This window comes from Methanocella paludicola SANAE, from assembly GCF_000011005.1.
GTDB classification, from domain to species: Archaea; Halobacteriota; Methanocellia; order Methanocellales; family Methanocellaceae; genus Methanocella; species Methanocella paludicola.
Window position 1 is genome coordinate 730,023 of sequence record NC_013665.1, and the last position, 24,032, is coordinate 754,054.

The following is a 24,032-nucleotide window of genomic DNA, read 5'->3' on the forward strand; positions in this document are numbered from 1 at the left end:
TAACAAGCGATAAATGGCGATACCGAGTTGTTGTATTTATCTCTAATATTTTGATGGGGCGGGCTCTCGGCGTTAGTGATAACTTTGAAGTGTGCCGATTTAACGGGGGTGGATCATGCTTGGTCGGCACTATAAATCTCTTATAATTTTTTAATTATCCGGGCGTATTTTATTGTGGTGTTCGATTTGTACGAGCAGAAGTTAAAAAATATAAGCGTCGACGACCTGAAAAATCTGATCCACCGCAGGAGTAACGCGTACCTGATCGTTGACGCCCGGGAGCTTGAGGCATACTGTAAGGGACACATTCCCGGCGCTTGTGACGCTTTTGATGCCGAGATCGAGTCGCTTGCAGCCAATATGGACAAGAACGCGCATATCATCGTCTATGGCCCGGGCCAGTGGGTGAGATCCGAGAACCCTGCAGACAGGCTTTCAGGCGATGCCGCGATGCGGCTCATGAAGATGGGCTTCAAGAACGTCATGGAGCTGAACGGTGGCTTCGAGGCATGGGCTAACGCGGGCAACCGTGTGGATACATGCAACCCTACGAGCATCAAGCCGGCCGCGAATCCGCTTAAAAATATGTAAAAGCAGCGACACAGCTAGCAGCTCAGGGGTCGCTCAATACCCTACCGAAGGCTTTAGCTGGCTGGCCTGAATGACAAAAGATAGCCTGGCCCGCTAAGTTCTATATTTATTTGGCCTGAGCGAGAATTACACAAAATCTAGTGCCTTATCTCTTATCCCGATATAGTAGTGGGGGTATATTGATAGAGCCATAAATTTTGCACTTTTTACGATATATAGACAATAAGTTTAATCGCTTACTATACGGCTCAAATCTGCGTTGTCCCCACTTCTATTTCGGGGTATATGGTATCTTTTAAATCTGGACTTTTTCTTATAAAAATGGTTGGATAGTAATCACTTTTCAGCCGATGGCAACAGTACTATGAACCGGGCTCCCTTCGTGTGGTCGCCCTTTACCCGGTCCTCGACCCAGACCCGGCCACCGTAGCTGTCCACAAGCGATTTAACAAGGTATAACCCGAGGCCCATACCCTTCGCCTTGCCCGTACCCATCAACGCCCGGTTGAAGATCTTGCCTTTTAAATCCTCGGGGATGCCCGGCCCGTCGTCCTCGACCCTCACCCGGCAACATCGGCCGCCATTCTCTTCCACGATGTCCAGGTTCACGACGATGTTAGTCCGGTCCCCCGTGTGTTTTATCGCGTTGCTCACCAGGTTTGCGAATACATCGTGCAGCAAATCGTTCGCCCGGACCAGGCACCGTTCACACCCGTTCAAGTTCAACGTGACCTGCTTATACGGTACTCCCCCGAACTCCCGCCGCACGTCCACGAGCAACTTGCATACATCGACCACTTCCGTCCTGAATACGCCGTCATGTAGCTTCTGGAGCTTCCTCACGTTCTGGATAAGCTGGGCGCTCCGCTGCAGCACCTCAACAGGCTTATCCAGGAACACGGCTTGCTCCTCACCCGCTGGCATGTCCCTCGCCAATTCGAGGTAGCCCAGTGCGACCTGGTGCAAGTTGTTAATATCATGGCCCATGAGGTCGAGGTAAAGCTCGGCCTGGGCTTTCGCCTCAGCCAGCTCTTTCTCGGTCTTCTTGCGCTCGGTGACATCCTGGCTGATGCCGTACAACCGCTTCACATTTCCAGCCTTATCCCGGACCGCCTTATCCACGATCGTGTTCACGCTCCTCACCGATCCATCAGGTCTCACGATGCGATAGTCTATGCTTCCCCACTTTCCATCCTTAGTCCTGGCCTCCATGAAGTCAGCCAGCATCCTACGGTCGTCGGGCAGGACACGGGATATCACCCATTCCAGGGTCGGCTTAGCCTCATCGGGCGGATATCCAAAGATCCGGTAGTTTTCAGCAGAACACGTGATTTCACCAGTCTGGAGGTCCAACGCCCAGTTGCCTACATGGGCCGTCTCCTGGGACTTGGCGAGGATATACCTATCTCTATTCAATGTTTCCTCGGCCTGCTTACGCTTTGTAACGTCGAAGGCCATGGCCAGGCCTGCCGGTTTGCCCTCGTAATCGATGAGGCCGGCGGCAAAGTCCACCCAGCCCTCCCGGCCATCCCTGGCACGGTACTTCACCTCGTACTGGCCCGGCAATTTTTCGCCCAGCTGCCTTTTCCTCGCCCTCCCTTTCACCAGCTCTTGAAACTCGGGGTGGATCCACTCCCATGCGTCCCCGGCCAGAAGCTCGTCCTTCGAATAGCCGGTCAAGGTCTCGGCCATGGGGTTAACGTAAACGTACTTCTCACCCTGGTAGAGGAAGATGGCGGCGGGAGAAGTCTCCGCCAGCACCCGGAACTTTTTTTCGCTTTCCAGCAATGCATTCTCGGCCCGCTTGCGCTCGGTGATATCCCGGTCGAACGTGATCAAATATTCCTTATCGCCATACCTGGTATAGCAGGATGTGACCTCCACGGGGAACGCTCGACCATTACGGGCGACGTGCTCCGACTCGAACTTTACGGCATAACCCTGTTGATACGTCTCCCGCCATAATCCCTGGAATTTATCCTGCGAGTAGTCAGGGTCAATGTCCCATATGTGCATGGATAGTAGCTCTTCCTTCGAATACCCGAGGGAATTGCACGTCTCCTGGTTCACATAAACAATACTCCCATCCAGGGAGATCCAGATGGCGGAGTCCCGGAAATTATCCAGGGCGAACTGGGTCAGCTTTAAAGCATCCTCGGCCAGCTTGCGCTCGGTCACATCATCAGCTAATCCTACGAACCTGCGTATCGTTCCATCCTCGCCCTTAATCGGGTACAAGCGGGCCTTTATCCACCGTATCGTCCCGTCGGGCCTGACGATGCGGAAATCGGGAACTTCGACGTTAAAATAGTCTCCGGCAAACCTCTTCTTCATGGCTGCCATGAAGCCTTCCCTGTCCTCTGGATAGATCATCTTTAGCCATTGCAGGGGATCATCGTAAATACGCTCTACCTGAATGCCGAATATTTGTTCAAAGGCCGGGCTCATGTAGACGTACTTCAAACCGGTAGTGCCTGTGATCTCGCTTATCCAGAATACGGAGTTAATATTCTCCGCCATTTGCCTGAACTTGGTCTCGCTCTCCCGCAGCGCTTCTTCTGCCTGTTTGCGTTCGGTGACATCCTGGCCAGTGCCGACTATTTTCACGGGCTTCCCCTGGCTGTCAAACATGACCTCGCCCTCGCTGTGGATGAACCGGATAGAGCCGTCCCGGCGGACGATGCGGTAATCCACATTGTATACGCCTCCATTCAGGGCGTTGTCCACGGCCCTTTGCACCATTTCCCTGTCGTCGGGGTGGACGAATCCCATGTAGAACTCATAGTTAGGCTCGATCTCGCCGGGTTTCAAGCCCCATATCCTATAGGTTTCATCTGACCATTGCAACCGGTCTTTGTCGATGTCCCACGACCAGCTACCGATATGGGCTAGCTCCTGCGATTTAGCAAGGTGGGCCTCACTCTCCCTCAATGCTTCAGCGATGTTCTTGCTTTTAGCCGCGGCTTCACTTAGAATAGCCACCTGAGCCTTAAGCTCTTGTAGTTCGGAAAAAAGCTGTTCCCTGGTCTTATCGACATCCGGGGGGGTAGTGGGGGCGGATTTTGGGCTCATAAAATCTTAATAATTAAATAAATTGGGCATGCCCGTATTTATATCTTCAGGCCCCACCCAAAAAAAGGACGTTAAATCATTTTTGCCTAACTTTATCCTATAACTTAACCTTCTTGCCATCCCGGATATTTTTCTGGATATACCCAAGCGCGGACTTGTCGATGTTCAGCTCCTTCCGCCTGTCACTGATGTAGTTGGCGAGAGTCTGTGCATTACGCACATGGGTCACATATCTTCAACTCGGTCCAGCCATTCGTTAACTAGTGCATTGAATAGCCCTTCCTGTTCAATCTGGAGCATATGTGCGGCACGGTCAAGCACGGCGAATGTTGCGCGGGGATAATCCATCAGTATACCCCAATCATCTTTGTACCCGACATTCGAGTCTTGCCTGCCCGTAAGAATTAGTGATGGCTTAGTAAATGGCTTCACTAGCTCATCGGGATCAAACGAGAGCGGATAGCCATACTTCATAAGTTTATCGGCGAACTTACTGTCCATGAGCCTTACGCCGGGCATTATATCCTTTTGAAAACGCATCCATACTTTATCCGTATGAACAGTTGTCCAGGGTTCAAATTTTTCTCTCTCGAGAGGAGTAAGGCTCAACAGGAGTTCATGGTTTTTAACAAGTATTGTACGTGGTGGTAGACTGCGTTTACCCCTATCGGCTATGATCACCGGGCATATGAGCAATAATCCATCAACTGCATCTTGCCTATTATATACTATACCGCGTGCAAGATAGCCGCCATAAGATTCGCCGGCTAGTAAAAAATTTTCTCCCGGGATCACTTTATCGATGAATTGTAGTATAATATCAAGCATTACGTCGGAGCTAATTATCCAGTCTTCAGGCTTGGTTTTTCCAAAGCCTGGCAGGTCAATATAAATCCTTTTCCAGCCTGGCCGGTCCTTGAAGATCGGCTCCAGGCAACCTTCCATGACGTGATGGTCTATGTAGTAGCCATGTATCGCAAGGATAGGCTTACCCTCGCCATAGGTTTCATAGTAAACTTCCAGGTCCTGGACTTGGCAGTACATTACACTCTCCATTTTATTCGATGTTCAGAGTTAAAATTTATAATGTCGAAAAAAATGAAGTTAATTAGATTTAGTACATATAAAAATGGACTTCAAATAGATAGAGCATCCATAGCATGTCGCGCAGGCGGATATTAAAATATTCCAGCCTACCCGGTGCGCTTCCCGTCGCATTCATACCCGATCTGGCCGGCCATGTGCTCTTTACCCCATTCGTACATCAGCTTGACGATCGGCATCAGCGACCTGTACCGCTCCGTCAGCGTGTACTCCACCCTGGGCGGCACCTCCGGGTACACCTTCCGGACTACGAGCCCGTCGTTTTCCAGCTCACGCAACTGCCTTGTCAGCATCCTTTTGGTGATATTCGGCGTGTACGCCGAGAGCTCTTCCTCGATCTGCCCGAACCGGAGCGTCCCGTCCCTCAGGGCCCAGAGGATCAGCGGCTTCCACCTGCCGGCGAGTATGTCTACGGTCGCTTCGACCGGGCCATGGTAATTTTTCCGTCGCATGGGCATAATTCCCCTGTCATCTACCGGTATACAGGCTGGTACTATATATCACGATGTATTCTGTTCACGTTAAATATTATCGGCATATCTTTTGTATGGCGGCGGAACACCGATCATACGATCGTCGATCATACGCTGCCTGATGAAGCATGAAACAAATGCGTATAGTAAACCAGGAGGAATGAACTGATGCCTATAATTACGCTGGAGATGGGGCCGCTGTCGGCCGAACAAAAGGAGAAGCTGATCGTCGCGTTCACGCGGGATGTCTGCGATGTGACGGGAATGCCGCCTGAGGCGATGATCGTTCTCATCCGCGAGCTCAGCCGCGATAATATGGGCATGGGCGGCCGCCAGCTATCGAAGATGACGCGTTAATCGGGGCGGTCGCATGGTCAAGCTCACGAATGAGATCAAGGACACACTGGCCGCCGCGAAGTTCGCCTGGCTGGCCACGGCGGCGAAGGACGGCACGCCCAACGTGGTCGTCGTCGCGGCGTTCCGGCTGCTGGACGACGAGTCGCTGCTCGTCTCGGACCAGTTCTTCCTGAAGACGCTGGCGAACCTCGAGGAGAACCCTAAGGTCGCCATTTCCTGGTGGAGCGACAAGGGCGGCTTCCAGATCAAGGGCACGGCCGCCGTCCACACCAGCGGCCCCGTCTTCAAGGACAACGTGGAATGGATGAAGGTCAAGTGGCCCCGGTTCACGCCGAAGGGGGCCGTCGTGGTGAAGATCACCGACGCCTACGTGCTCAAGGCCGGGCCCGACGCCGGGAAGAAGCTACTGTAACTCGGGCCAGGCTTTAATGCCCGACCGGATAACCTTTACTTTTTTCCAAAATCCTTCTATGGCTTGCTGCACGACCGCCCCTGCCTCCGAATACACAAAGTGGCGTCGGGCTTTGCACGAGATATTAGATTCACACCAAAATCGTACCTCACCGGCGCTGCCACGCTCGGAGTGCTTGATTTTTCGCTCATGGCATAAAATAGGGTTTTTACAATACTCTACGTGGGTTCCGTGAGGAGGAACAACAATGGACATGAAAAAGCTAGCCATTTTCGTTCTTCTCGCATTAGCTGTACTGGTACTGGCTATCCCGGCGACCGCCTGGTGGGGCGGTCTCGGCTGGGGTGGCTGGGGTCTCGGCAGTCTCGGCTGGGGCGGTCTCGGCTGGGGCGGTCTCGGCTGGGGTGGCTGGGGCTGGCCCCTGTGGGGCGGCTGGGGCGGTCTCGGCTGCGGCACCTGCGGCTGGGGCGGCTGGTGGTAAGACCACTAAGCTCGGTCGATGTATCCTTAATGCTACACGGAAGGATGAAAACAGGATGAATATGGATTGGTAGGTGAAAGCCACCTACCTCTTTATACCATATTGCGGGGTATATGGTATCTCTTAAATCTAGACTTTTCTATATTAACTGGCGAATAACGATCTCTAAGACTTTTTACTATGCGTAATAATTGAGTATCCCTTAGTTTTATTATAAGAATTAGGCAATTACTAATCGAGGAAATGCTAACAGTATAATATAAAAGACTGGAAGCATGATCTAAAGGAGGCTATCGTGAGCTGGAGTAAAAAATTTTTAAAGGCGGCGAGCCCTTTCGTTTTATTTCTGCTGTTTTTAGTCTGTGGCGTTAGCCTGCCTGCTCTATCTGGTCTGCTCGTCTTCCCCTTTTCATTGTTCCCGCCTGAATGGGATCTCATGTATCGCATCATGCTATCGACCGTATTTTTATTAGCGGCCATCGTTTCGTTAAAGGTCGAGCGGTTAAAAAAGTATTGGAAAATTTTTTTCGCTTTTTTTATCGCCTCTGTTGCCATAAACGCCCAGGTGCTGAGCGCTTATGTTAATTTACCGACTACTCCGGTCAACGGTTTAGTCATGAGCATGTTATTTAGCACTGTACTCGTCGTCATCCCTATTATCGCTCTAACCCTCATTTCCGGTGATCGTCTGCCCACGATTTTCCTGCAGAAAGGCGATCTCAAACAGGGCATCATCATCATCGGCCTTATAGCTTTTTTTATTTTGCGATCGCGTCTATCCCCATTGCCACATACATGTTCAATGGGCAAAACCTCAGCATAGGTAGAGTGATCCCCTGGATGCCCGCAATACTCGTCATCGTCATCTTAAATGGAATAAGGGAAGAATTGTTATACAGGGGGCTTTTCCTCAAAAAATACGAGCCAGTATTTGGGCCTATTGTTTCTAATGTTTTACAGGCGTTGATCTTTTCATTGAGCCATACGGTGGCCGGGAGAGGGGCGATCGCATACACATCATTTACTTTAGCTTTCGTCGTTATTACATTTTTATTAGGCCTCGCGCTGGGGTATTTAATGCGGAGAACAGATAGTCTGTTAGGGCCTGTCTTGTTCCACGCAGGGACCGACATACCCATTTTCATGGGAATAATATCAAACCTGCCATAGCTCCGTACCACCGGGGAGGCATGATAGCGGACCTTCTTGTAGTCGCATATGGTAATTCTCGGTTGTGACGAACGCCGATTTTGAGGATTAACGACGATAAAGCACTAGCAAATGGGATTGATAATTACTACTCTTATACGAATTATGTGTATTTGATCTGGACCGGGTATCCCAGTTACTGTACTGTATCGGATATTCCAAGGACTACGGGTTGGCATAATTTTACCATGATAGCCGACGGAACCCAAGTTCAAGGATATATCGATGATCAACTTATCGTTACATCGGGAGAATTTGCGACATTCAACTATATCGAGATGGGTACCTATTGGCAGTCTAGCTGTCCCGGCATTTACTACGATAACGTGTCAGTAACAAGCTTAGACGCTATAGACGATGGAAGTTTTCCTCCTGGCCCCAATCTGACACAAAATGAAAAAATCGTATTCCAGCGCCATATGCATGACAACGGTTTTGACATTTCCGTGATGAATGCTGACGGCTCTGGACTGATAGATGTGTCCAACAACCCTGCTTCCGATATCATGCCTGCATGGTCTCCTGATGGTTCGAAAATAGCCTTTGTATCCTATAGGACTGGCCTACCAGGCCACTAAACTCAGAAATTTATGTGATGAATGCTGATGGATTGGAGCAAACGTGCATATCTAATAATCATGGCCAGAATTGGGAGCCCTCATGGTCTCCGGACGGTACAAAGATCGCATTTACATGTAACTGGGATATTTACGCGAAGAATGCTGACGGCTCGGAGCAGACCGATCTCACAAATAACCAAAAATGGGATTACGAACCCGCTACCGATGCCGGAAAGAGGCTGCTGTAACCCGGGCCAGGCTATAATGCCAGACCGGGGCATCGTGGAAATGGGGTATATCCCCACACCCATAATAACCCTTTTAAATATTCGCTTATCGAGCTGGATTTGTCAATATCGGGAATATATTTTATTTTGGCCATCCGCCCAGTTCCTTTATGCCACAGGATCATAGCTGCTTAGTCCCGGCCAGTTAGCGCAGGTGCACATGCCGGTGTCTAGGCTAGTGTAGTGTATAAAAAATATTTTTATATATCATTTAATATACCGAAATATTTAAGCTATTGTAAATATATAATACGTCTAGTATATGATTATACGGCAAGCACACTGGTCATGAAGTTTTGATTAAAATCTAGCCTGTGGGGGGCATCCCGATATCTGACAATTTATACAAAATAAAAGATTCGAAGGGCCTTGACCTTCATGAATCCTGTAAGCTCTATGGTATGAATTCACTGGGCAAGAATTGTGTCATCATGGACAATGTGACACTGGGATATCCCAGCGCTCAAATAATCTATGAGTCCAGGTCCAGGAATATAGCCATTGACCGCTACTCGTTCGCCGGGTCGACGATCGGGGATGATTCGATCATCCGGTCCGGGGCCATCCTGTATTGTGATGTCGTGGCCGGCAAGAGGCTCAAGACTGGCCACAACGTCGTGATCCGGGAAATGACCACGATCGGGGATAACGTGCTCGTCGGGACGAACTCTGTCATCGACGGCAGGGTATCCATCGGCAACAGCGTCAGCATCCAGAGTAACGTTTACATCCCGACCAATACCGTCATCGAGGATAATGTCTTCCTGGGCCCCTGCTCGGTGCTCACGAACGATAAATATCCGATCCGGCTCAAATATGACCTGAAGGGCCCTCTTTTACGTAAAGGCGCATCGATCGGCGGGAACTCGACAATTCTGCCGGGCGTCGAGATCGGGGAAGGCGCCATGGTGGCAGCCGGGGCGCTGGTCACAAAGGACGTGCCGCCCTGGAAACTGGCAATCGGTTTTCCGGCCAGGATCGCCGAGCTTCCTACGCAGATGAAGACAATTAATTTGATCTGATATGATACCAATTGCTAAGCCGCTGATCGGCCAGGAAGAGATCGATGGCGTAGTGAACGTCATGCGATCCGGAGTGATCGCCGAAGGCCCGAAGGTAAAAGAGTTCGAGGAAGCTTTCGCGCGGTATATCGGCGTTGAGCATGCGATCGCCGTCAACTCGGGCACCGCAGCGCTGCTCGTTGCCCTCCAGGCCAAGGGCCTCGGCCCGGGTGATGAGGTAATTACCACACCTTTTACCTTTATCGCTACGGCGAACGCGATCCTCTATACAGGCGCCCGACCAGTGTTCGCCGATATCCGGGAAGACACTTTCAATATCGATCCCGAGGATGTCAAGAGTAAGATCACGGACCGCACGAAAGCTATCATCCCGGTCGATCTCTACGGCCAGACGGCCGATATGAAAGCGATTATGGACATCGCCTCCGATCACTGCCTCGCGGTCATTGAGGACGCCTGCCAGGCGCACGGCGCCTCCATCGACGGCAAAAAGGCCGGCTCCTTTGACGTCGGCTGCTTTAGCTTTTATCCGACTAAGAACATGACCACGAGCGAGGGCGGGATGGTCACGTCGGCGGACAGCTCGTTCAGCGACCGGGCCCGCATGGTGCGATCACATGGCTCCCGCATTCGGTATTTCCACGAGATGCTCGGCTTCAACCTGCGCATGACTGATATCAGCGCTGCCATCGGCCTCGCACAGCTGCGGAAGATCGATGCCTACAATGATAAGCGGGTCGAGAACGCGACCCGCTATAGTGAAAAGCTGGCGGGCATCCGGGGCCTGGTCACGCCAACGGTGGGGCGGGGCAATAAGCACGTTTTCCATCAGTACACAATCCGCATAACGGACGCGTTCGGCATAGATCGGGATGAGGTCATACGGCGGCTCGGGAGTGCGGGGATCGGCAGCGGCATCTATTATCCGCTCCCCATCCACCTCCAGCAGTACTATAAGCAGCTCGGGTTCAACGATTCTCATCCCATTGCCGAGCGGATGGCAAAGGAGGTTATCTCCCTGCCAGTGCATCCCTCGGTCACTTTCGAAGACATCAATCTCATCACGGATACGATAAGGGGGCTTTCACATTAGAGTCGGTGTCATCGGCGCGGGCATGATGGGCCAGAATCATATCCGCACGTATAGCCAGATGAATGGCGTAGACCTGGTAGGTATCGCGGACGTTGACGAGAAGCGCCTCAGCGCGCTCTTAAAGCAATATGGTATCGAGGGTTTTTCGGATTACCAGGAGCTCCTCAAGCAGGACCTGGATGCGGTGAGCGTCGTCGTGCCGACCACCCTCCATAAGAAAGTCGGGCTGGATGTGATCAATGCCGGCGCCAATCTGCTCATAGAAAAACCGATTGCGGACTCGGTCGAAAATGCCATCGACATCATCAGTGCAGCCCATCAGGAAGACATCAGGCTAATGGTGGGGCACATTGAGCGTTTTAATCCCGCGGTCATGAAGACCAAGGAGATCATAGACAGCGGCGAGCTGGGCAATATCGTTTCCATTTCTACTCTACGCGTCGGCCCGTATAATCCCCGGATCCGTGACGTGGGAGTGATCCTCGACATCGGAGTCCATGACGTGGATGTCATTTCCTATCTCTACAACTCACCCGTGTACGAGGTGTACGCGATCGCCGGGAAAAAGATACACCTGTTCGAAGACCACGCATCGATCATCCTGAGGTTCGAGAACGACCGGGCCGGCGTCGTCGAAACGAACTGGCTTACCCCCCATAAGACCAGGCAGTTCACCGTCATCGGCACGGAAGGCGTCGCTTACGGCGATTATCTCCAGCAAAAGCTGGTCATACACGATAAGGAATGGATCAAAGAGGCCAAGGTCGAAAAGAAAGAGCCTCTCCGGAACGAGCTCGAATGCTTCGTCAAAGCCTGTGGCGACCGGGCGGCGAACATCGTAAGCGGCGAAGACGGGCTGAACGCGCTCATGACTGCAAAGGCCTCCATCTCCTCGTATAAAAGCAAGACCGCGATCAAGATATCCTCCATTTTTACCCGTAATCCAGGGGATGGTGTCGCTGAAAAAGCCTCAGTTTAAAAGTACGGGGGACTCCCATGTCTTCAAGTGTTCTTGCATGTGAAAAGGTGCATATCTCACTGGAGAAATCCATGGCAGATCTGGCGATCATCAACCACCCGATCGACCCTTATGCTATCGGGGATATACTCACCGTCGCGAAGCGCTTTGCGAAGCATGTCTATGTGCTTGCTGGCTATGAGGACGAGACGATCATCGCGATATCCCGGTTTCACGGGGCCGAGGTCATTGACACGTCAACCACTAGCCAATTATCGGCCTTTTATGAGCGCATTTTAAAGAACCCGGACGACACGCTCGTAACCCTATACGGTAATGGTGCCCATGATCCTGAACGGATCGGCGAACTGGTCGAGCAGATCCGATCCGGGTATGATGTCGCGTTCGATCTATCCTCGATCAGTCACGGGCAAATTAATGAAACCATATACCTGTTAAACGGCCGGCTAAGGCCTGGCACCAGCGGGTTCCTCGCGTGTAAGTGCGGCATTCTCAGGGCAATAACGGCGGATGAGAATCATCCGGATATCCTCGGCCATATACTTAAGCGTGTAAAGCGTGACGGCCTAAACGTCAAATATCTTGACCTGTACGACCTGCGATCGTTATTTCGCAAGTATAGTATAGGCGTGGTCGTCCCCGCCTATAACGAGGAGCTATTGATCGAGGAGACCATCAACGGCATCCCGGAATATGTGGAAAGGATCTATGTTATCGACGATTGCAGTACCGATCATACTCCTAATATCGTCCGACGCCTAGGCGATCCCCGAGTCACTTTCATCCGCCATGAAAAGAACCAGGGCGTCGGCGGGGCCATCGTCACCGGCTATAAGCTGGCGCTTGATGACGGAATGGACCTTGTGGCGGTCATGGCTGGGGATAACCAGATGGACCCGGCACAGCTGCCCCGTCTCCTCCTGCCCATTATCGAAGGTAAGGCCGATTATACCAAAGGCAACCGGCTGATCAGTAGAAAATACAGCGAGGGCATGAGTAGATGGAGGCTTTTCGGTAACAACCTCCTATCATTACTGACGAAGATCGCGTCAGGGTACTGGCGCATATCCGATCCCCAGAATGGGTATACCGTCATCTCTCGGCAGGCGCTCCAGGCACTGGATCTGGATTCTGTCTATACCTATTATGGCTATTGTAACGACCTTCTCATCAAGCTGAACACGTTCGGGATGCGGGCGATCGACGTGGCAATACCTGCACGCTATGGCCGGGAGCGGTCTTCGATCAGATATAGCCGGTTCATCCTGAAAGTGGCCCCGATGATATTCCGCGGCTTCCTGTGGAGGCTCAAGACCAAGTACGTCGTGCTCGACTCCAATCCCCTCGTCCTGTTATACGCGGCGGGTATGCTTCTCCTGCCGCTGGGCCTGCTATTTTGCGCCTGGATACTGGTTGAGGCCGTACTTCGGGCTTCCATATCTGCCGGATATCTGCCGCTGGCGGCGATCATCACGCTCACGGGCCTGCAGTTTTTATTTTTTGCCATGATGTTCGACAGGCAGGCCGAAAGGAGTGCCGGCAGCTCAGGCATCGATCAAGGCTTTAGGTGATAGAATGGTCACACATCTCGACTTCACACAGGAAAAATACGAGGATATCTGTGAGGCTATTGTCAGGTCCGGATATGCAACCATCACATTCCAGGATTATTTACAGGCCGAAGAGCTGCCACGTCGCTTCATAATCGTCCGGCATGACATCGACCGTAATCCCCGCAATGCTCTGGATATCGCGGCCATGGAGCACGCATATGGCATCAAGGCGACATACTATTTCCGGTCGGTCCGGGGCGTGTTCAAGCCCCGGATCATCAGGTCTATCGCGAGGATGGGCCACGAGATCGGCTACCACTACGAAGTCCTGAGCGACGCTAACGGCGACCCTGCCAGGGCGATCGAGCTCTTCCAGGGCGACCTGAAAAAGTTCCGGGAGCTCTGTGACGTGAAGAGCATCTGCATGCATGGAAGGCCGTTATCCCGCCAGGACAATCGCGATCTCTGGAAATATTATGATTTTAAGGACTATGCCATCCGTGGGGAGGCTTACCTGTCCGCAGGCCCCGATCTTTACTACTTCTCGGATACGGGGCGCAACTGGAGCTGGAAAAATAAGTTCCGGGATCGTATGCCCCATCAGCGGGAGGACATCTCCATCAATACTACGGATGACCTCATCCGCCTCATAAGAATGGGGTCCGTCGACCGCCTCTATATCCTCGCCCACCCGGAGCGATGGGCGCTTAACAATATCGGATGGGCGCTCAGCTATGCGCAGGATAAGCTGGTCAATCATGGAAAGAATATCATTATGACAGTGAGGCGATAACAGTAATCGTCGCCACTAAAAATATGGAGAATGGTGAAGCGTTTCATGAAAATAATGGTTAACATTGGTCACCCAGCACAGGTCCATCTTTTTAAAAATTTCATATGGGAGATGAGTAAGAGGGGGCACGAATTATTGATCTCCGCGAGCGATAAAGAGATGGCATACACACTCCTCGATAGCTACGGCTTAGGCTATATAAAGTTGGGTTCTCCCGGGAAATCCATGGCTAAAAAGATAATAAATATGCTTGCCATGGATGTCAAGATCTATGCAGCAGCCCGAAAGTTTAAACCGGATATATTTTTAGCTCACGCGTCAATTTGCTCCCCACAAATATCCCGAGCCATGAAAAAACCGATGATTAATTTCGACGACGATGAGCATACTTATGCATTTTATAAACATCTCGCCAGCTGCGTATGTGGCTTTTCCGGATTTAGGATAGCTGGCGAGAATATCATTAAAATCGACAGCTACAAAGAACTGGCTTATCTCCATCCTAACTGGTACCACCCCGATAAAAGCATACTGGGAGAGAAAAACGTCCCATTCGATGGTGACTATGTGGTGCTCAGGTTTGCGGCATGGAACGCGTTCCATGACGTAGGGAAGAGCGGGCTTGGTTTGGAGGAAAAGAAAAAATTGATCAGGGAACTGGAAAAATATGCCCGCGTACTGATTACTTCTGAGGACCCGCTACCCGAGGAATTAAAAAAATATGGGATACAGAGCGATCCCAATAAGATTCATGATATCATATACAACGCGAGGCTCTTGGTATGCGACTCCGGGACAATGGCCACCGAAGCGGCGATCCTGGGGACTCCCACTGTCCGTTGTAACTCTTACGTCGGTAAGAACGACTTGCATAACTTTATCCAGCTTGAGCAAAAATACGGCCTTATCTTTAATTACCGTAACAGCGATGAGGCCATTGGCAAGGCCGTCGAGATACTGAAAGACCAGGGGACGAAGCGCGAGTGGAAGAGGAAAAGCGATGTGCTGTTAGCCGATAAGATCGATGTGACCTCTTTTATGATATGGCTGGTAGAGAATTATCCGCAAAGCCTGCAAGAGATGAAAGACCATCCCGAAGTCCAATACCAGTTCAAGCAGGGAGCCATGCGGAGGCCATTAGCAGCATCGCCGCCGGGTGAGATCAGAGTAAACACTCATAAATATTAATTGGGGCATGTTATGTCGAGCTTAGCATACGATAAGCTAAAGCAAAACAGCCTACTCTGGGACTTATTTACGCTAAGGCATGAGTATGTTGACCGGCCCGTTCTAGGCCGTGCGGACTATCCAAATAATAACATGAATAGCCTGGTCGCTCCCGTGTCTAAATATCTGGTCGATAATAGCTTTACTATGGAATACCCGGAGAATAGAAAATTCGCCGTTTGCCTAACCCATGACATCGATGACATCTACCCCCCGCAATCCCATATGCTCCTTTCTTCGCTATATTGTGCACGGAACCTCGATATCCGGGGAATAAAAAAGCATGTGTCGTGGAAGTTTAAGGGTAAGGATCTTAGCCCCTACCGGAATTTTGCCGATATCGTAAAGCTCGAAGAGGCTTATGAGGCTAACTCTTCATTCTATTTCATTGCTACGGGGCTTGATATCCGCCGGTTCAGGTATGATATCGGGGAGCTAGAAAGCGAACTAGGGTTCTTAACCGATAAAGGGGACGAGGTCGGATTACACGGCGGGTATTATTCGTTTAACAGGCTAGAAGATATAAAAATAGAGAAAAAGCGGATAGAGGAGGTACTCGGGCGAAGTGTCCTCGGATACCGGAACCATTACCTGAACTTTTCGATACCCGATACTTGGGAACTTTTGGCAAAGGCCGGATTCAAGTATGACACGACCCTGGGGTTTAAGAAAAACATCGGGTTCGTGAACGGGATGTGCCATCCGTTCAGGCCGTATAACTTGAATACCGGGCAAAAGATCGATATCATGGAGATCCCCCTGGCTGTCATGGACCAGGCGATATTTGAATTAACCCGCTCTTTCACCGAAGCCTGGGAGGCCGTAAAAGCGCTAATCGATGCGGCGGAAACACACAATGGCATCGTGACACTGCTCTGGCATAACTATGCCTTTAGCTCGGCTTTCAGGGAATCATGGAAAAAGTTATATATAAAAATATTAAAATATTGTTATGAAAAAAGGGCCTGGATGACAAGCGGAAAGGAAATTTACGGATGGTATGTTAAAAATGGATATTGAACTGGTCGATGACCATAGCCTTTGGGACAGATTCATCGATGAAAGCCCTTACGGCACTTTATTCCATAAGTGGGACTTTTTAAAGACCATTGAGAAATATTCGGGCTATCGGCTCTATCCATATGCCATATACACTGGTAACATGCTTATTAGCCTCTTCCCGATCTTTATTAAGTCGTATATGGGATTCAAATTCGTGTTTTCTCCGCCGCCCGGTTCTGGAGTACCCTTTATGGGCTTTGCCCTGGCCCCATCATACACGGACCTTAAGCAAAGTAAAAAGGAGCACACTTTAACGACTATTATGGATTGTTTTAACGATGAGATCTCGACCATATCTCCAAATTATGTTTCAATATCTATGCCCCCGAGATACATCGATATCCGGCCTTTTAAATGGAGTGGCTATGATGCGGAGATCGAATATAACTATATAATAGGTCTGGACAGGCCTGTCGAGACGATATGGGATGGAGTAAGCAAGGTTTGCAGAAAAAATATAAAGGATTTCGAAAATAGATCGGTCTCAGTGGAAGAATCGAAAGACGTGTATACATTTTATGACATGGTAAAAAAGCGATATGCGCAGCAGGGTTTAAAATATACTACCTATTCGGCGGAATATCTGGAAGAGCTAATAAGGGCGTTCCCGAATAACTTAAAACTCTATTACATATACCTTGATTCGGAGATATCGGGCGCCTATTTGACATATCAATATAAAGACCGGTTCATGTTGTGGGTCGGGGGAGTAAACATGCTTACTCATTTGCCGGTTAATGAGTATATGCAATGGGAGCTAATAAAAAAAGCAAAAGAAAATAACTTTAAGGAATTTATGAACCAGGGCGCTAATATTAAGCGATTATGTCAGTTTAAATCAAAATTTAACCCATCGCTGGATACGTGCTTTTTTATTCATAAGAAGGATAACATCGGCAGGCTTGCGGAATGGACATACGCAACGAAGAAGATGTTGATAAAACCACATAATATGGATTATTGAGAGGATCAAAATGAAAATTTGCTACCTGGCTAACATCGGAACTACACACATGCCTAAGCTGGTGCGCTGTTTTGCCGAGAAGGGGCACGAAGTGCATGTTATATCAATGGAAAAGCCTAACATCCCCATAGATGGAGTTAATTTACACCTCATCGATACTAATAGAAAATTTTTATATTTCACATTTCTGTATAAAATCTTCCAGATGAGCCGGATTATTAATTCGATCAAGCCCGATATAATCCATGCTCACTATATCACGAAATATGGTATATTGGGAGCATTACTCGGCTATAAGCCCCTCATAATGTCGGCATGGGGCTCGGACATCCTCATAGATACAAAGGGCATATTTTTATACCCGATCAAATATGCGCTATCTAAGGCGATGGTCGTGCACTGCGACGGTGAAAATGTCAGGGATGAGCTCGTTAAGCTGGGGGTTGATGCGGATAGGATCAGATTGATTTATTTTGGGACGGACCCGGGCAGGTTCAATCCGGATAAAAAGCGGGAACAACTAAAAGAAGAGCTGGGTATTGCCGGCCATCCGATGATCATTTGCACTAGAAATTTTTATCCGTCATATGACGTCCAGACCTTAATACGGTCCGTTCCTCTGGTTTTAAAAAGCATACCGGATGCCGAATTCGTGTTTTTCGGCAGGGGCCCGGGAGATGAGTTGAAAGAGCTCGCCAGCTCGCTGGGCGTCGCCTCGAACGTACATTTTTTGGGGTACGTCCCGAACGATGAGTTGCCGGTATACCTGGCCTCATCGGATATATTCGTGTCGCCATCGCTGAGCGATGGGGGCATTGCCGTCAGTATTACCGACGCGATGGCATGCGGTCTACCCGTGATCGTGACCGATGTGGCGGATAACAGCAAATTAATCAAGGATAATGTGAACGGTTTTGTCATCCCCGTCAAAAGTCCAGAAGTGCTCGCGGAAAAGATAATCTACCTGATCCGTAACGACAATCTACGGGCTAAATTCGGAAATCTAAACAGAAGTATCATTGTAAATGAATATAATTACTTTAAAGAAATGAAAAAAATAGAAAATATTTATAAAGAATCGCTTATATGATAATACACCATGAATATATTGATTATCGCGGTGCCGGATTCGTCGGAAGTCACCTGGGTGATAAATACACCTTTAACGGCGACAAAGTCATCCGCCTCGATAACTTCGTGAACGGCAGCTTGACCATTGGATTATCGCCCTGCCGAGCGACTTGAGTCGGCGTTGGCCGTCTTCTTATCAGGCTTTTTTATGTGGGGACTATTATAGGAAAAGTGTCCAAAAACGACCATTTCCCCATATCCCCCCACTTCTACTTCAGGGCCATGTGCATCGTTATTTATCATCAGGTGATGTCGCGATGCTTAACTAAAAATAACAAAAAAGCGATTTGAAGCTTTGCGTTTGCGCCAAGTCATCTTTATCGTTTTTTATTGATCATTTGGCTTGTTATATTATCCTCCAGGCGTCTGTGTTGTAGTTGTCGGCTACTTCCTGGCTGGTCAGTCCGCGGTTATAGGCTCTCACGGTGGCTATGCTCCCATTATAAGGCCATGCTGCCGATGGGCTATACCTGCCTATTGTCAGATCAACGCTAGATGGTGAAGCCCCGTTGCATGTACTACTTGTGTATTTCACGCCATTGACGTACAGGCTTATCGTGCTTCCATCGTACACCGCGGTGGCCATGTACCATTTATCGGCCGTAAGCCCGGGGTTGCACTTAATGTAGGCCATGTTCTGGTTGCCGTCGTACATGAAGAAGTCCAGTGTCTTATCGCTGTTCAGCCGCATATTATATCCCTGCCCCGTGTTCGTCGAATAACCCTTACTCGCTAACGATTGGGTAGACATAAAGTTACGGGGACTGAATAGTACTTCTATGGTCATGCCGCTAGTCGGGTTAAGGCCCGGCGAATCATGGCACTGGATGTAGCTGGTGGCACCGTTGAAGCTCCTCGAGCCGGCACCGCTCGGAAGCATGACATAAGTTGCACCGTTCACAACGCCAACATTCCCGTTACCGCTCAAATCCGTCAGAGTGCTGCCGGTATCGTTCATATCATACCATAACTCTAGCCCATCCTTAACAATACCCGGACCCGGAGAAGGAGTAGGCGTAGGAGTAGGCGAAGGCGTTGGCGTTGGAGTTGGCGTTGGAGTTGGCGTTGGAGTTGGCGTTGGAGTTGGCGTTGGAGTTGGCGTTGGAGTTGGCGTTGGAGTTGGCGTTGGAGTTGGCGTTGGGGAGGGCGAAATAGCAGTTCTCCAGGCGTCTGTGTTGTAGTTGTCGGCTACTTCCTGGCTGGTCAGTCCGCGGTTATAGGCTCTCACGGTGGCTATGCTCCCGTTGAAAGGCCATGCTGCCGATGGGCTATACCTGCCTATTGTCAGATCAACGCTAGATGGTGAAGCCCCGTTGCATGTACTACTTGTGTATTTCACGCCATTGACGTACAGGCTTATCGTGCTTCCATCGTACACCGCGGTGGCCATGTACCATTTATCGGCCGTAAGCCCGGGGTTGCACTTAATGTAGGCCATGTTCTGGTTGCCGTCGTACATGAAGAAGTCCAGTGTCTTATCGCTGTTCAGCCGCATATTATATCCCTGCCCCGTGTTCGTCGAATAACCCTTACTCGCTAACGATTGGGTAGACATAAAGTTACGGGGACTGAATAGTACTTCTATGGTCATGCCGCTAGTCGGGTTAAGGCCCGGCGAATCATGGCACTGGATGTAGCTGGTGGCACCGTTGAAGCTCCTCGAGCCGGCACCGCTCGGAAGCATGACATAAGTTGCACCGTTCACAACGCCAACATTCCCGTTACCGCTCAAATCCGTCAGAGTGCTGCCGGTATCGTTCATATCATACCATAACTCTAGCCCATCCTTAACAATACCCGGACCCGGAGAAGGAGTAGGCGTAGGAGTAGGCGAAGGCGTTGGCGTTGGAGTTGGCGTTGGAGTTGGCGTAGGTGTAGGAGTAGGTGTAGGTGTAGGTGTAGGGGTCGGAGTAGGTGTAGGGGTCGGAGTAGGTGTAGGGGTCGGAGTAGGTGTAGGGGTCGGAGTAGGGGTCGGAGTAGGTGTAGGAGTCGGAGTAGGTGTAGGAGTCGGAGTCGTGTTTCCGCTTTCCAGGATCGTTATCGTTGCCTCGTCCATTAAAGGATTGATAGTTACATTTACGCCAGATTCTAGCCTTATTGTAAAGTTTTTATCACCCGTGTTCTCTCCGTCGTCTTTCAGGTGAACAACGCAATTAGCCGAAGTCCCACCGGCAGGAATAGTAATTACCTCATTAATAGGAGTATAATCCGTAATAGCGTGTCCAGTACCATCAACCGATGTCACATTAACGCTTATTGGGTACCCGTAGGCGTGGCTCATTTTCATGTTAATCGTTACATTATCGCCCTCTTTCGCCTTGTACGTAGTATTGGTTATTCCAACGGTGAAATACGGGTCTACCAATTCGTTAACGCGATAGAATTTTAAGCCGATGTTATCCGCATATTCCACTAATGCGGTGAGATTGCTAACGCTGGTCTTATAGGGGCCGGGTATGTCGGATATATCGTGGATTAATAGCATGAGCACGACATGGTTTTCTTTAGCCCAGTCCATTAAAGGGTATATGGTGCTATAATCGGCCAGGTTGTCCACATCGTATACGTAATGTAATCGCCGGTTATCCCAGGTGTAATAAATCGGGTATGAGCCGCCTAGTAACGTATCGGATGTTCTTATGCTGGTGAATTGATCTTTTAATAGCAATGCATCGGTTTGAGCATTATTATAACCGCCCGGGTAAGCGAAATCCATTGGGGTAGGTATGCCAATAGCGTATATACTCGCCATTGCCGGGCTTATATCATAATTTAAATACGCCTGCTCGCCGTACGATGTAACATAATCCACCGCATTAGTATGATGTGCGCTATGTGAGCCTATCTCATGCCCTGCTGTATATAATTCTAATAGCATTGTTTTTTGTTGCTCAGTCACTAATTGAGGCCTGCTCAAATAGAATGTTGCATTAGCATTATGGGCGGCGAATAATGGCGCAACTATTGTGTACCAGTCTTCCACGTAGGCATCATCGAAGGTAAATGCTACCCCGCCTTCTTCAGTATGTCCGGGCGCTAGATTATACTGTGATTTCGTGGCATTATAATCGGCCAGTATTGCTTCAGGCGTGTATGCCGTATCATCTATTAGCACAGAACCCATATAGCCCACATATTGATATGAGCCGGGCGAATATGTGCCTATAGTCAAGTTGCTGAAATATGGCGTATACCCATTAGTCGTAATATTTTTAAAACGCACACCATTTATGTACATAATAAATTCTTTCGTGGACGCATTATACGTTATCGCCACATCAAACCACATATTAGACGGTAGATCAGTTTTTAAATAAACCCCTTCCTTATCAGCGTTACCCATTACCGCGTAGACTTGGCTTGAATAGGTGAATATTCCAAATCCTTTTTCCCCGCCGTAGCTGCCACCGTCATACCAGCTTCCGGCAACCATTTGTTTATATCCGAGTGAAAGGTTGCTATCGTTCATCCATACCCTTAACGTGAAACTATTGCTGGTAGTGACCATATTACTATCAATATAAGTAGAACCATTGAAATAACGCTGTGCTCCACCGGTGGGATATGGAATAGTTGATACTGTAGTGCCGTGGTTCGTGCCGTTGTGAATATTGTAACTATCGACGATAGTATTTCCAGAATCATTTACGAACATGTAATATAATTTTTCGTGGGCTATATCAGGTGTAGGTGTAACGGTTGGCGTTGGTGTAGGAGTAGGTGTAGGTGTAGGTGTTGTTGTAGGCGTTGGCGTAGGTGTAGGTGTTGTTGTAGGTGTCGGCGTCGGCGTTGGGGAGGGCGAAATAGCAGTTCTCCAGGCGTCCGCGTTATAGTTGCTGGCTACTTCCTGGCTGGTCAGTCCGCGGTTATAGGCTCTCACGGTGGCTATGCTCCCATTATAAGGCCATGCTGCCGATGGGCTATACCTGCCTATTGTCAGATCAACGCTAGATGGTGAAGCCCCGTTGCATGTACTACTTGTGTATTTCACGCCATTGACGTACAGGCTTATCGTGCTTCCATCGTACACCGCGGTGGCCATGTACCATTTATCGGCCGTAAGCCCGGGGTTGCACTTAATGTAGGCCATGTTCTGGTTGCCGTCGTACATGAAGAAGTCCAGTGTCTTATCGCTGTTCAGCCGCATATTATATCCCTGCCCCGTGTTCGTCGAATAACCCTTACTCGCTAACGATTGGGTAGACATAAAGTTACGGGGACTGAATAGTACTTCTATGGTCATGCCGCTAGTCGGGTTAAGGCCCGGCGAATCATGGCACTGGATGTAGCTGGTGGCACCGTTGAAGCTCCTCGAGCCGGCACCGCTCGGAAGCATGACATAAGTTGCACCGTTCACAACGCCAACATTCCCGTTACCGCTCAAATCCGTCAGAGTGCTGCCGGTATCGTTCATATCATACCATAACTCTAGCCCATCCTTAACAATACCCGGACCCGGAGAAGGAGTAGGCGTAGGTGTGGGTGTGGGTGTGGGTGTGGGTGTGGGTGTAGGTGTAGGTGTGGGGGTCGATCCAGGCAGGTCGCTTATCCTGTAGAACGTCATGCCATTGTCCGACGCGTACTTGAGTATAGCTTCCAGTTTGGAGACCGGGGTAACGTAGTCGTCCGTCGTGGATGTTCCGGGTATATGCGAATAGGTCACAAGCACCTGATCATTCGCCTTTGCCCTATCCAGACCTTTCTGGAAGTCATTTAAAGGATTGCCAAAGTTATTGTCCATGCCGACTCCCCAGACAACCCTCTCACCATTGAACTTGAAATATGCCTGGTCCAGGGTTGGTACGGTAATGCCCCCACCCGTATATGTGGTTCCCCTCAGATGTGTGAAGACGTTGAGGAGGGCTGCATCGGAGACACTGTTACGATCGCCGAACGGATATGCAAAGTCGATAGGAGTAAACCCTTTAGCCTGCATAGCGGCGATAGCTGGTTGAATCTCAGTGCGGATGTAGTCGTCCATGGTGTGCCCTGCATTTAGATAGTCCGTGACGCTCACGTGACGATACCCATGGCAAGCGATCTCGTTCCCATCACTCTGTAGTGCTTTGAGCTCATTGATCTGGCTATCGCTCAGCTGGTCGAATTCTGTGACAAAGAAGGTCGCTTTGGCGTTGTACCGATTCAGCAGGTCCCGGATGCCATACCAGGCGTCCACCGACGAATCATCGAATGTGATAGCAATTCCTGCGTTATTTGAAGGAGATGGGGTCAGCGCCGAGGTTATTGTAGGCGTTGGGGTAATCGATGGACTGGAATCGGCCAGAGTGGGTAATGAAAATATCTGCCCGATAAAAATCGCTATAGCTAAAACTGTTAATATTTTTATAATTTTTTCTCGTTGATTTATATTGGAACAAAATCTCTCACCTAATTCATCAATGTTGAGGACACCTATCACTAACCGTATATTTGTCCTGGAATCCCACCTCATACTTAGAAACCCTCCTTTATTTAGACTACTCTGATTTATTCGTTAAATTTTCATGTATTTGCTAATATACAAATAATTTTATATTGCTTTATTATGTTTATGCAAATGGTAGTTGCGCTTTTTAACAACAAATCGTATACAAGGGTTAAATTGGGCATTAAGGATTAGACACGAACAACATAAAAAGGCTGGAAAGGCCAATTCAAGTGA

The 24,032-nt window shown here is 49.5% G+C and carries 22 protein-coding genes; 17 read left to right on the top strand and 5 right to left on the bottom strand.

The window, feature by feature from the left end; translation table 11 throughout:
• The first annotated feature begins 177 nt into the window (after window positions 1-177).
• The gene (locus tag MCP_RS03825) at window positions 178-591 is read left to right on the top strand and encodes a rhodanese-like domain-containing protein (protein ID WP_231845155.1); all 414 of its coding nucleotides are present in this window, start codon (window positions 178-180) and stop codon (window positions 589-591) included.
• A gap of 336 nt (window positions 592-927) precedes the next feature.
• Here the strand turns inward: MCP_RS03825 and MCP_RS03830 are convergent, their stop codons facing one another.
• From MCP_RS03830 to MCP_RS03840, 4 genes are all read right to left on the bottom strand, one after another.
• The gene (locus MCP_RS03830) at window positions 928-3,663 is read right to left on the bottom strand and encodes a PAS domain S-box protein (RefSeq protein WP_128567012.1); all 2,736 of its coding nucleotides are present in this window, start codon (window positions 3,661-3,663) and stop codon (window positions 928-930) included.
• Window positions 3,664-3,760: 97 nt separating this feature from the next.
• Window positions 3,761-3,883, bottom strand: a complete 123-nt coding sequence (locus MCP_RS16135; protein WP_269446001.1) for a hypothetical protein — start codon at window positions 3,881-3,883, stop codon at window positions 3,761-3,763.
• Between the two features lie 5 nt (window positions 3,884-3,888).
• Window positions 3,889-4,707, bottom strand: coding sequence for an alpha/beta fold hydrolase (locus MCP_RS03835; protein ID WP_012899506.1), 819 nt, complete (start codon window positions 4,705-4,707; stop codon window positions 3,889-3,891).
• A gap of 149 nt (window positions 4,708-4,856) precedes the next feature.
• Window positions 4,857-5,225: a winged helix-turn-helix transcriptional regulator gene (locus MCP_RS03840; protein ID WP_012899507.1), complete on the bottom strand. Its 369-nt coding sequence runs from the start codon at window positions 5,223-5,225 to the stop codon at window positions 4,857-4,859.
• Between the two features lie 183 nt (window positions 5,226-5,408).
• Here MCP_RS03840 and dmpI point away from each other — a divergent pair, with 183 nt between their 5' ends.
• From dmpI to MCP_RS03920, 16 genes are all read left to right on the top strand, one after another.
• Window positions 5,409-5,597: a 4-oxalocrotonate tautomerase DmpI gene (gene dmpI / locus MCP_RS03845; protein ID WP_012899508.1), complete on the top strand. Its 189-nt coding sequence runs from the start codon at window positions 5,409-5,411 to the stop codon at window positions 5,595-5,597.
• A 13-nt stretch (window positions 5,598-5,610) separates the two neighbouring features.
• Window positions 5,611-6,009 carry a pyridoxamine 5'-phosphate oxidase family protein gene (locus tag MCP_RS03850; protein ID WP_012899509.1) on the top strand — a complete coding sequence of 133 codons (399 nt, stop codon included), beginning with the start codon at window positions 5,611-5,613 and terminating at the stop codon, window positions 6,007-6,009.
• A 247-nt stretch (window positions 6,010-6,256) separates the two neighbouring features.
• A complete protein-coding gene (locus MCP_RS03855) occupies window positions 6,257-6,490 on the top strand; it encodes a hypothetical protein (protein WP_012899510.1) in 234 nt (77 codons plus the stop codon).
• 295 nt (window positions 6,491-6,785) lie between these two features.
• A complete protein-coding gene (locus tag MCP_RS03860) occupies window positions 6,786-7,313 on the top strand; it encodes a hypothetical protein (protein WP_012899511.1) in 528 nt (175 codons plus the stop codon).
• A 17-nt stretch (window positions 7,314-7,330) separates the two neighbouring features.
• The gene (locus MCP_RS03865; protein WP_012899512.1) at window positions 7,331-7,660 is read left to right on the top strand and encodes a CPBP family intramembrane glutamic endopeptidase; all 330 of its coding nucleotides are present in this window, start codon (window positions 7,331-7,333) and stop codon (window positions 7,658-7,660) included.
• A 227-nt stretch (window positions 7,661-7,887) separates the two neighbouring features.
• The gene (locus tag MCP_RS03870) at window positions 7,888-8,277 is read left to right on the top strand and encodes a TolB family protein (protein WP_128567014.1); all 390 of its coding nucleotides are present in this window, start codon (window positions 7,888-7,890) and stop codon (window positions 8,275-8,277) included.
• A gap of 17 nt (window positions 8,278-8,294) precedes the next feature.
• The gene (locus tag MCP_RS16225) at window positions 8,295-8,507 is read left to right on the top strand and encodes a TolB family protein (protein ID WP_128567015.1); all 213 of its coding nucleotides are present in this window, start codon (window positions 8,295-8,297) and stop codon (window positions 8,505-8,507) included.
• Between the two features lie 470 nt (window positions 8,508-8,977).
• Window positions 8,978-9,568, top strand: coding sequence for an acyltransferase (locus tag MCP_RS03880; RefSeq protein ID WP_197525927.1), 591 nt, complete (start codon window positions 8,978-8,980; stop codon window positions 9,566-9,568).
• Window position 9,569: 1 nt separating this feature from the next.
• Window positions 9,570-10,661 (top strand): DegT/DnrJ/EryC1/StrS family aminotransferase, encoded by a 1,092-nt coding sequence (locus MCP_RS03885; protein WP_012899516.1) that lies wholly within the window; start codon window positions 9,570-9,572, stop codon window positions 10,659-10,661.
• Window positions 10,662-10,683: 22 nt separating this feature from the next.
• Window positions 10,684-11,640 carry a UDP-N-acetylglucosamine 3-dehydrogenase gene (locus tag MCP_RS03890; RefSeq protein ID WP_012899517.1) on the top strand — a complete coding sequence of 319 codons (957 nt, stop codon included), beginning with the start codon at window positions 10,684-10,686 and terminating at the stop codon, window positions 11,638-11,640.
• 71 nt (window positions 11,641-11,711) lie between these two features.
• On the top strand, window positions 11,712-13,211 hold the full coding sequence (locus MCP_RS03895; protein ID WP_012899518.1) for a glycosyltransferase family 2 protein: 1,500 nt from the start codon (window positions 11,712-11,714) through the stop codon (window positions 13,209-13,211).
• 4 nt (window positions 13,212-13,215) lie between these two features.
• Window positions 13,216-13,986 (top strand): hypothetical protein, encoded by a 771-nt coding sequence (locus MCP_RS03900; protein WP_012899519.1) that lies wholly within the window; start codon window positions 13,216-13,218, stop codon window positions 13,984-13,986.
• Window positions 13,987-14,031: 45 nt separating this feature from the next.
• A complete protein-coding gene (locus MCP_RS03905) occupies window positions 14,032-15,174 on the top strand; it encodes a DUF354 domain-containing protein (protein WP_012899520.1) in 1,143 nt (380 codons plus the stop codon).
• 12 nt (window positions 15,175-15,186) lie between these two features.
• Window positions 15,187-16,233, top strand: coding sequence for a polysaccharide deacetylase family protein (locus MCP_RS03910; RefSeq protein WP_012899521.1), 1,047 nt, complete (start codon window positions 15,187-15,189; stop codon window positions 16,231-16,233).
• Window positions 16,223-17,239: a GNAT family N-acetyltransferase gene (locus tag MCP_RS03915; RefSeq protein WP_012899522.1), complete on the top strand. Its 1,017-nt coding sequence runs from the start codon at window positions 16,223-16,225 to the stop codon at window positions 17,237-17,239. Before MCP_RS03910 ends, MCP_RS03915 begins: the two co-directional genes overlap by 11 nt.
• A 10-nt stretch (window positions 17,240-17,249) precedes the next feature.
• Window positions 17,250-18,329, top strand: a complete 1,080-nt coding sequence (locus MCP_RS03920) for a glycosyltransferase family 4 protein (RefSeq protein ID WP_012899523.1) — start codon at window positions 17,250-17,252, stop codon at window positions 18,327-18,329.
• A 387-nt stretch (window positions 18,330-18,716) separates the two neighbouring features.
• On the opposite strand, the gene MCP_RS15930 is transcribed toward MCP_RS03920, so the two are convergent.
• A complete protein-coding gene (locus MCP_RS15930) occupies window positions 18,717-23,822 on the bottom strand; it encodes a LamG-like jellyroll fold domain-containing protein (protein ID WP_012899524.1) in 5,106 nt (1,701 codons plus the stop codon).
• Between the last annotated feature and the right edge of the window lie 210 nt (window positions 23,823-24,032).

Coding starts and splice junctions, on each gene's coding strand:
- MCP_RS15930 (WP_012899524.1), bottom strand. CDS start 23,822: ATGAGGTGGGATTCCAGGACAAATATACGGTTAGTGATAGGTGTCCTC.
- MCP_RS03850 (WP_012899509.1), top strand. CDS start 5,611: ATGGTCAAGCTCACGAATGAGATCAAGGACACACTGGCCGCCGCGAAG.
- MCP_RS03830 (WP_128567012.1), bottom strand. CDS start 3,663: ATGAGCCCAAAATCCGCCCCCACTACCCCCCCGGATGTCGATAAGACC.
- dmpI (WP_012899508.1), top strand. CDS start 5,409: ATGCCTATAATTACGCTGGAGATGGGGCCGCTGTCGGCCGAACAAAAG.
- MCP_RS03840 (WP_012899507.1), bottom strand. CDS start 5,225: ATGCCCATGCGACGGAAAAATTACCATGGCCCGGTCGAAGCGACCGTA.
- MCP_RS16225 (WP_128567015.1), top strand. CDS start 8,295: ATGAATGCTGATGGATTGGAGCAAACGTGCATATCTAATAATCATGGC.
- MCP_RS03870 (WP_128567014.1), top strand. CDS start 7,888: ATGATAGCCGACGGAACCCAAGTTCAAGGATATATCGATGATCAACTT.
- MCP_RS03910 (WP_012899521.1), top strand. CDS start 15,187: ATGTCGAGCTTAGCATACGATAAGCTAAAGCAAAACAGCCTACTCTGG.
- MCP_RS03880 (WP_197525927.1), top strand. CDS start 8,978: ATGGACAATGTGACACTGGGATATCCCAGCGCTCAAATAATCTATGAG.
- MCP_RS03890 (WP_012899517.1), top strand. CDS start 10,684: ATGATGGGCCAGAATCATATCCGCACGTATAGCCAGATGAATGGCGTA.
- MCP_RS03855 (WP_012899510.1), top strand. CDS start 6,257: ATGGACATGAAAAAGCTAGCCATTTTCGTTCTTCTCGCATTAGCTGTA.
- MCP_RS03865 (WP_012899512.1), top strand. CDS start 7,331: ATGCCCGCAATACTCGTCATCGTCATCTTAAATGGAATAAGGGAAGAA.
- MCP_RS03885 (WP_012899516.1), top strand. CDS start 9,570: ATGATACCAATTGCTAAGCCGCTGATCGGCCAGGAAGAGATCGATGGC.
- MCP_RS03920 (WP_012899523.1), top strand. CDS start 17,250: ATGAAAATTTGCTACCTGGCTAACATCGGAACTACACACATGCCTAAG.
- MCP_RS03835 (WP_012899506.1), bottom strand. CDS start 4,707: ATGTACTGCCAAGTCCAGGACCTGGAAGTTTACTATGAAACCTATGGC.
- MCP_RS03900 (WP_012899519.1), top strand. CDS start 13,216: ATGGTCACACATCTCGACTTCACACAGGAAAAATACGAGGATATCTGT.
- MCP_RS03905 (WP_012899520.1), top strand. CDS start 14,032: ATGAAAATAATGGTTAACATTGGTCACCCAGCACAGGTCCATCTTTTT.
- MCP_RS03895 (WP_012899518.1), top strand. CDS start 11,712: ATGGCAGATCTGGCGATCATCAACCACCCGATCGACCCTTATGCTATC.
- MCP_RS03915 (WP_012899522.1), top strand. CDS start 16,223: ATGGATATTGAACTGGTCGATGACCATAGCCTTTGGGACAGATTCATC.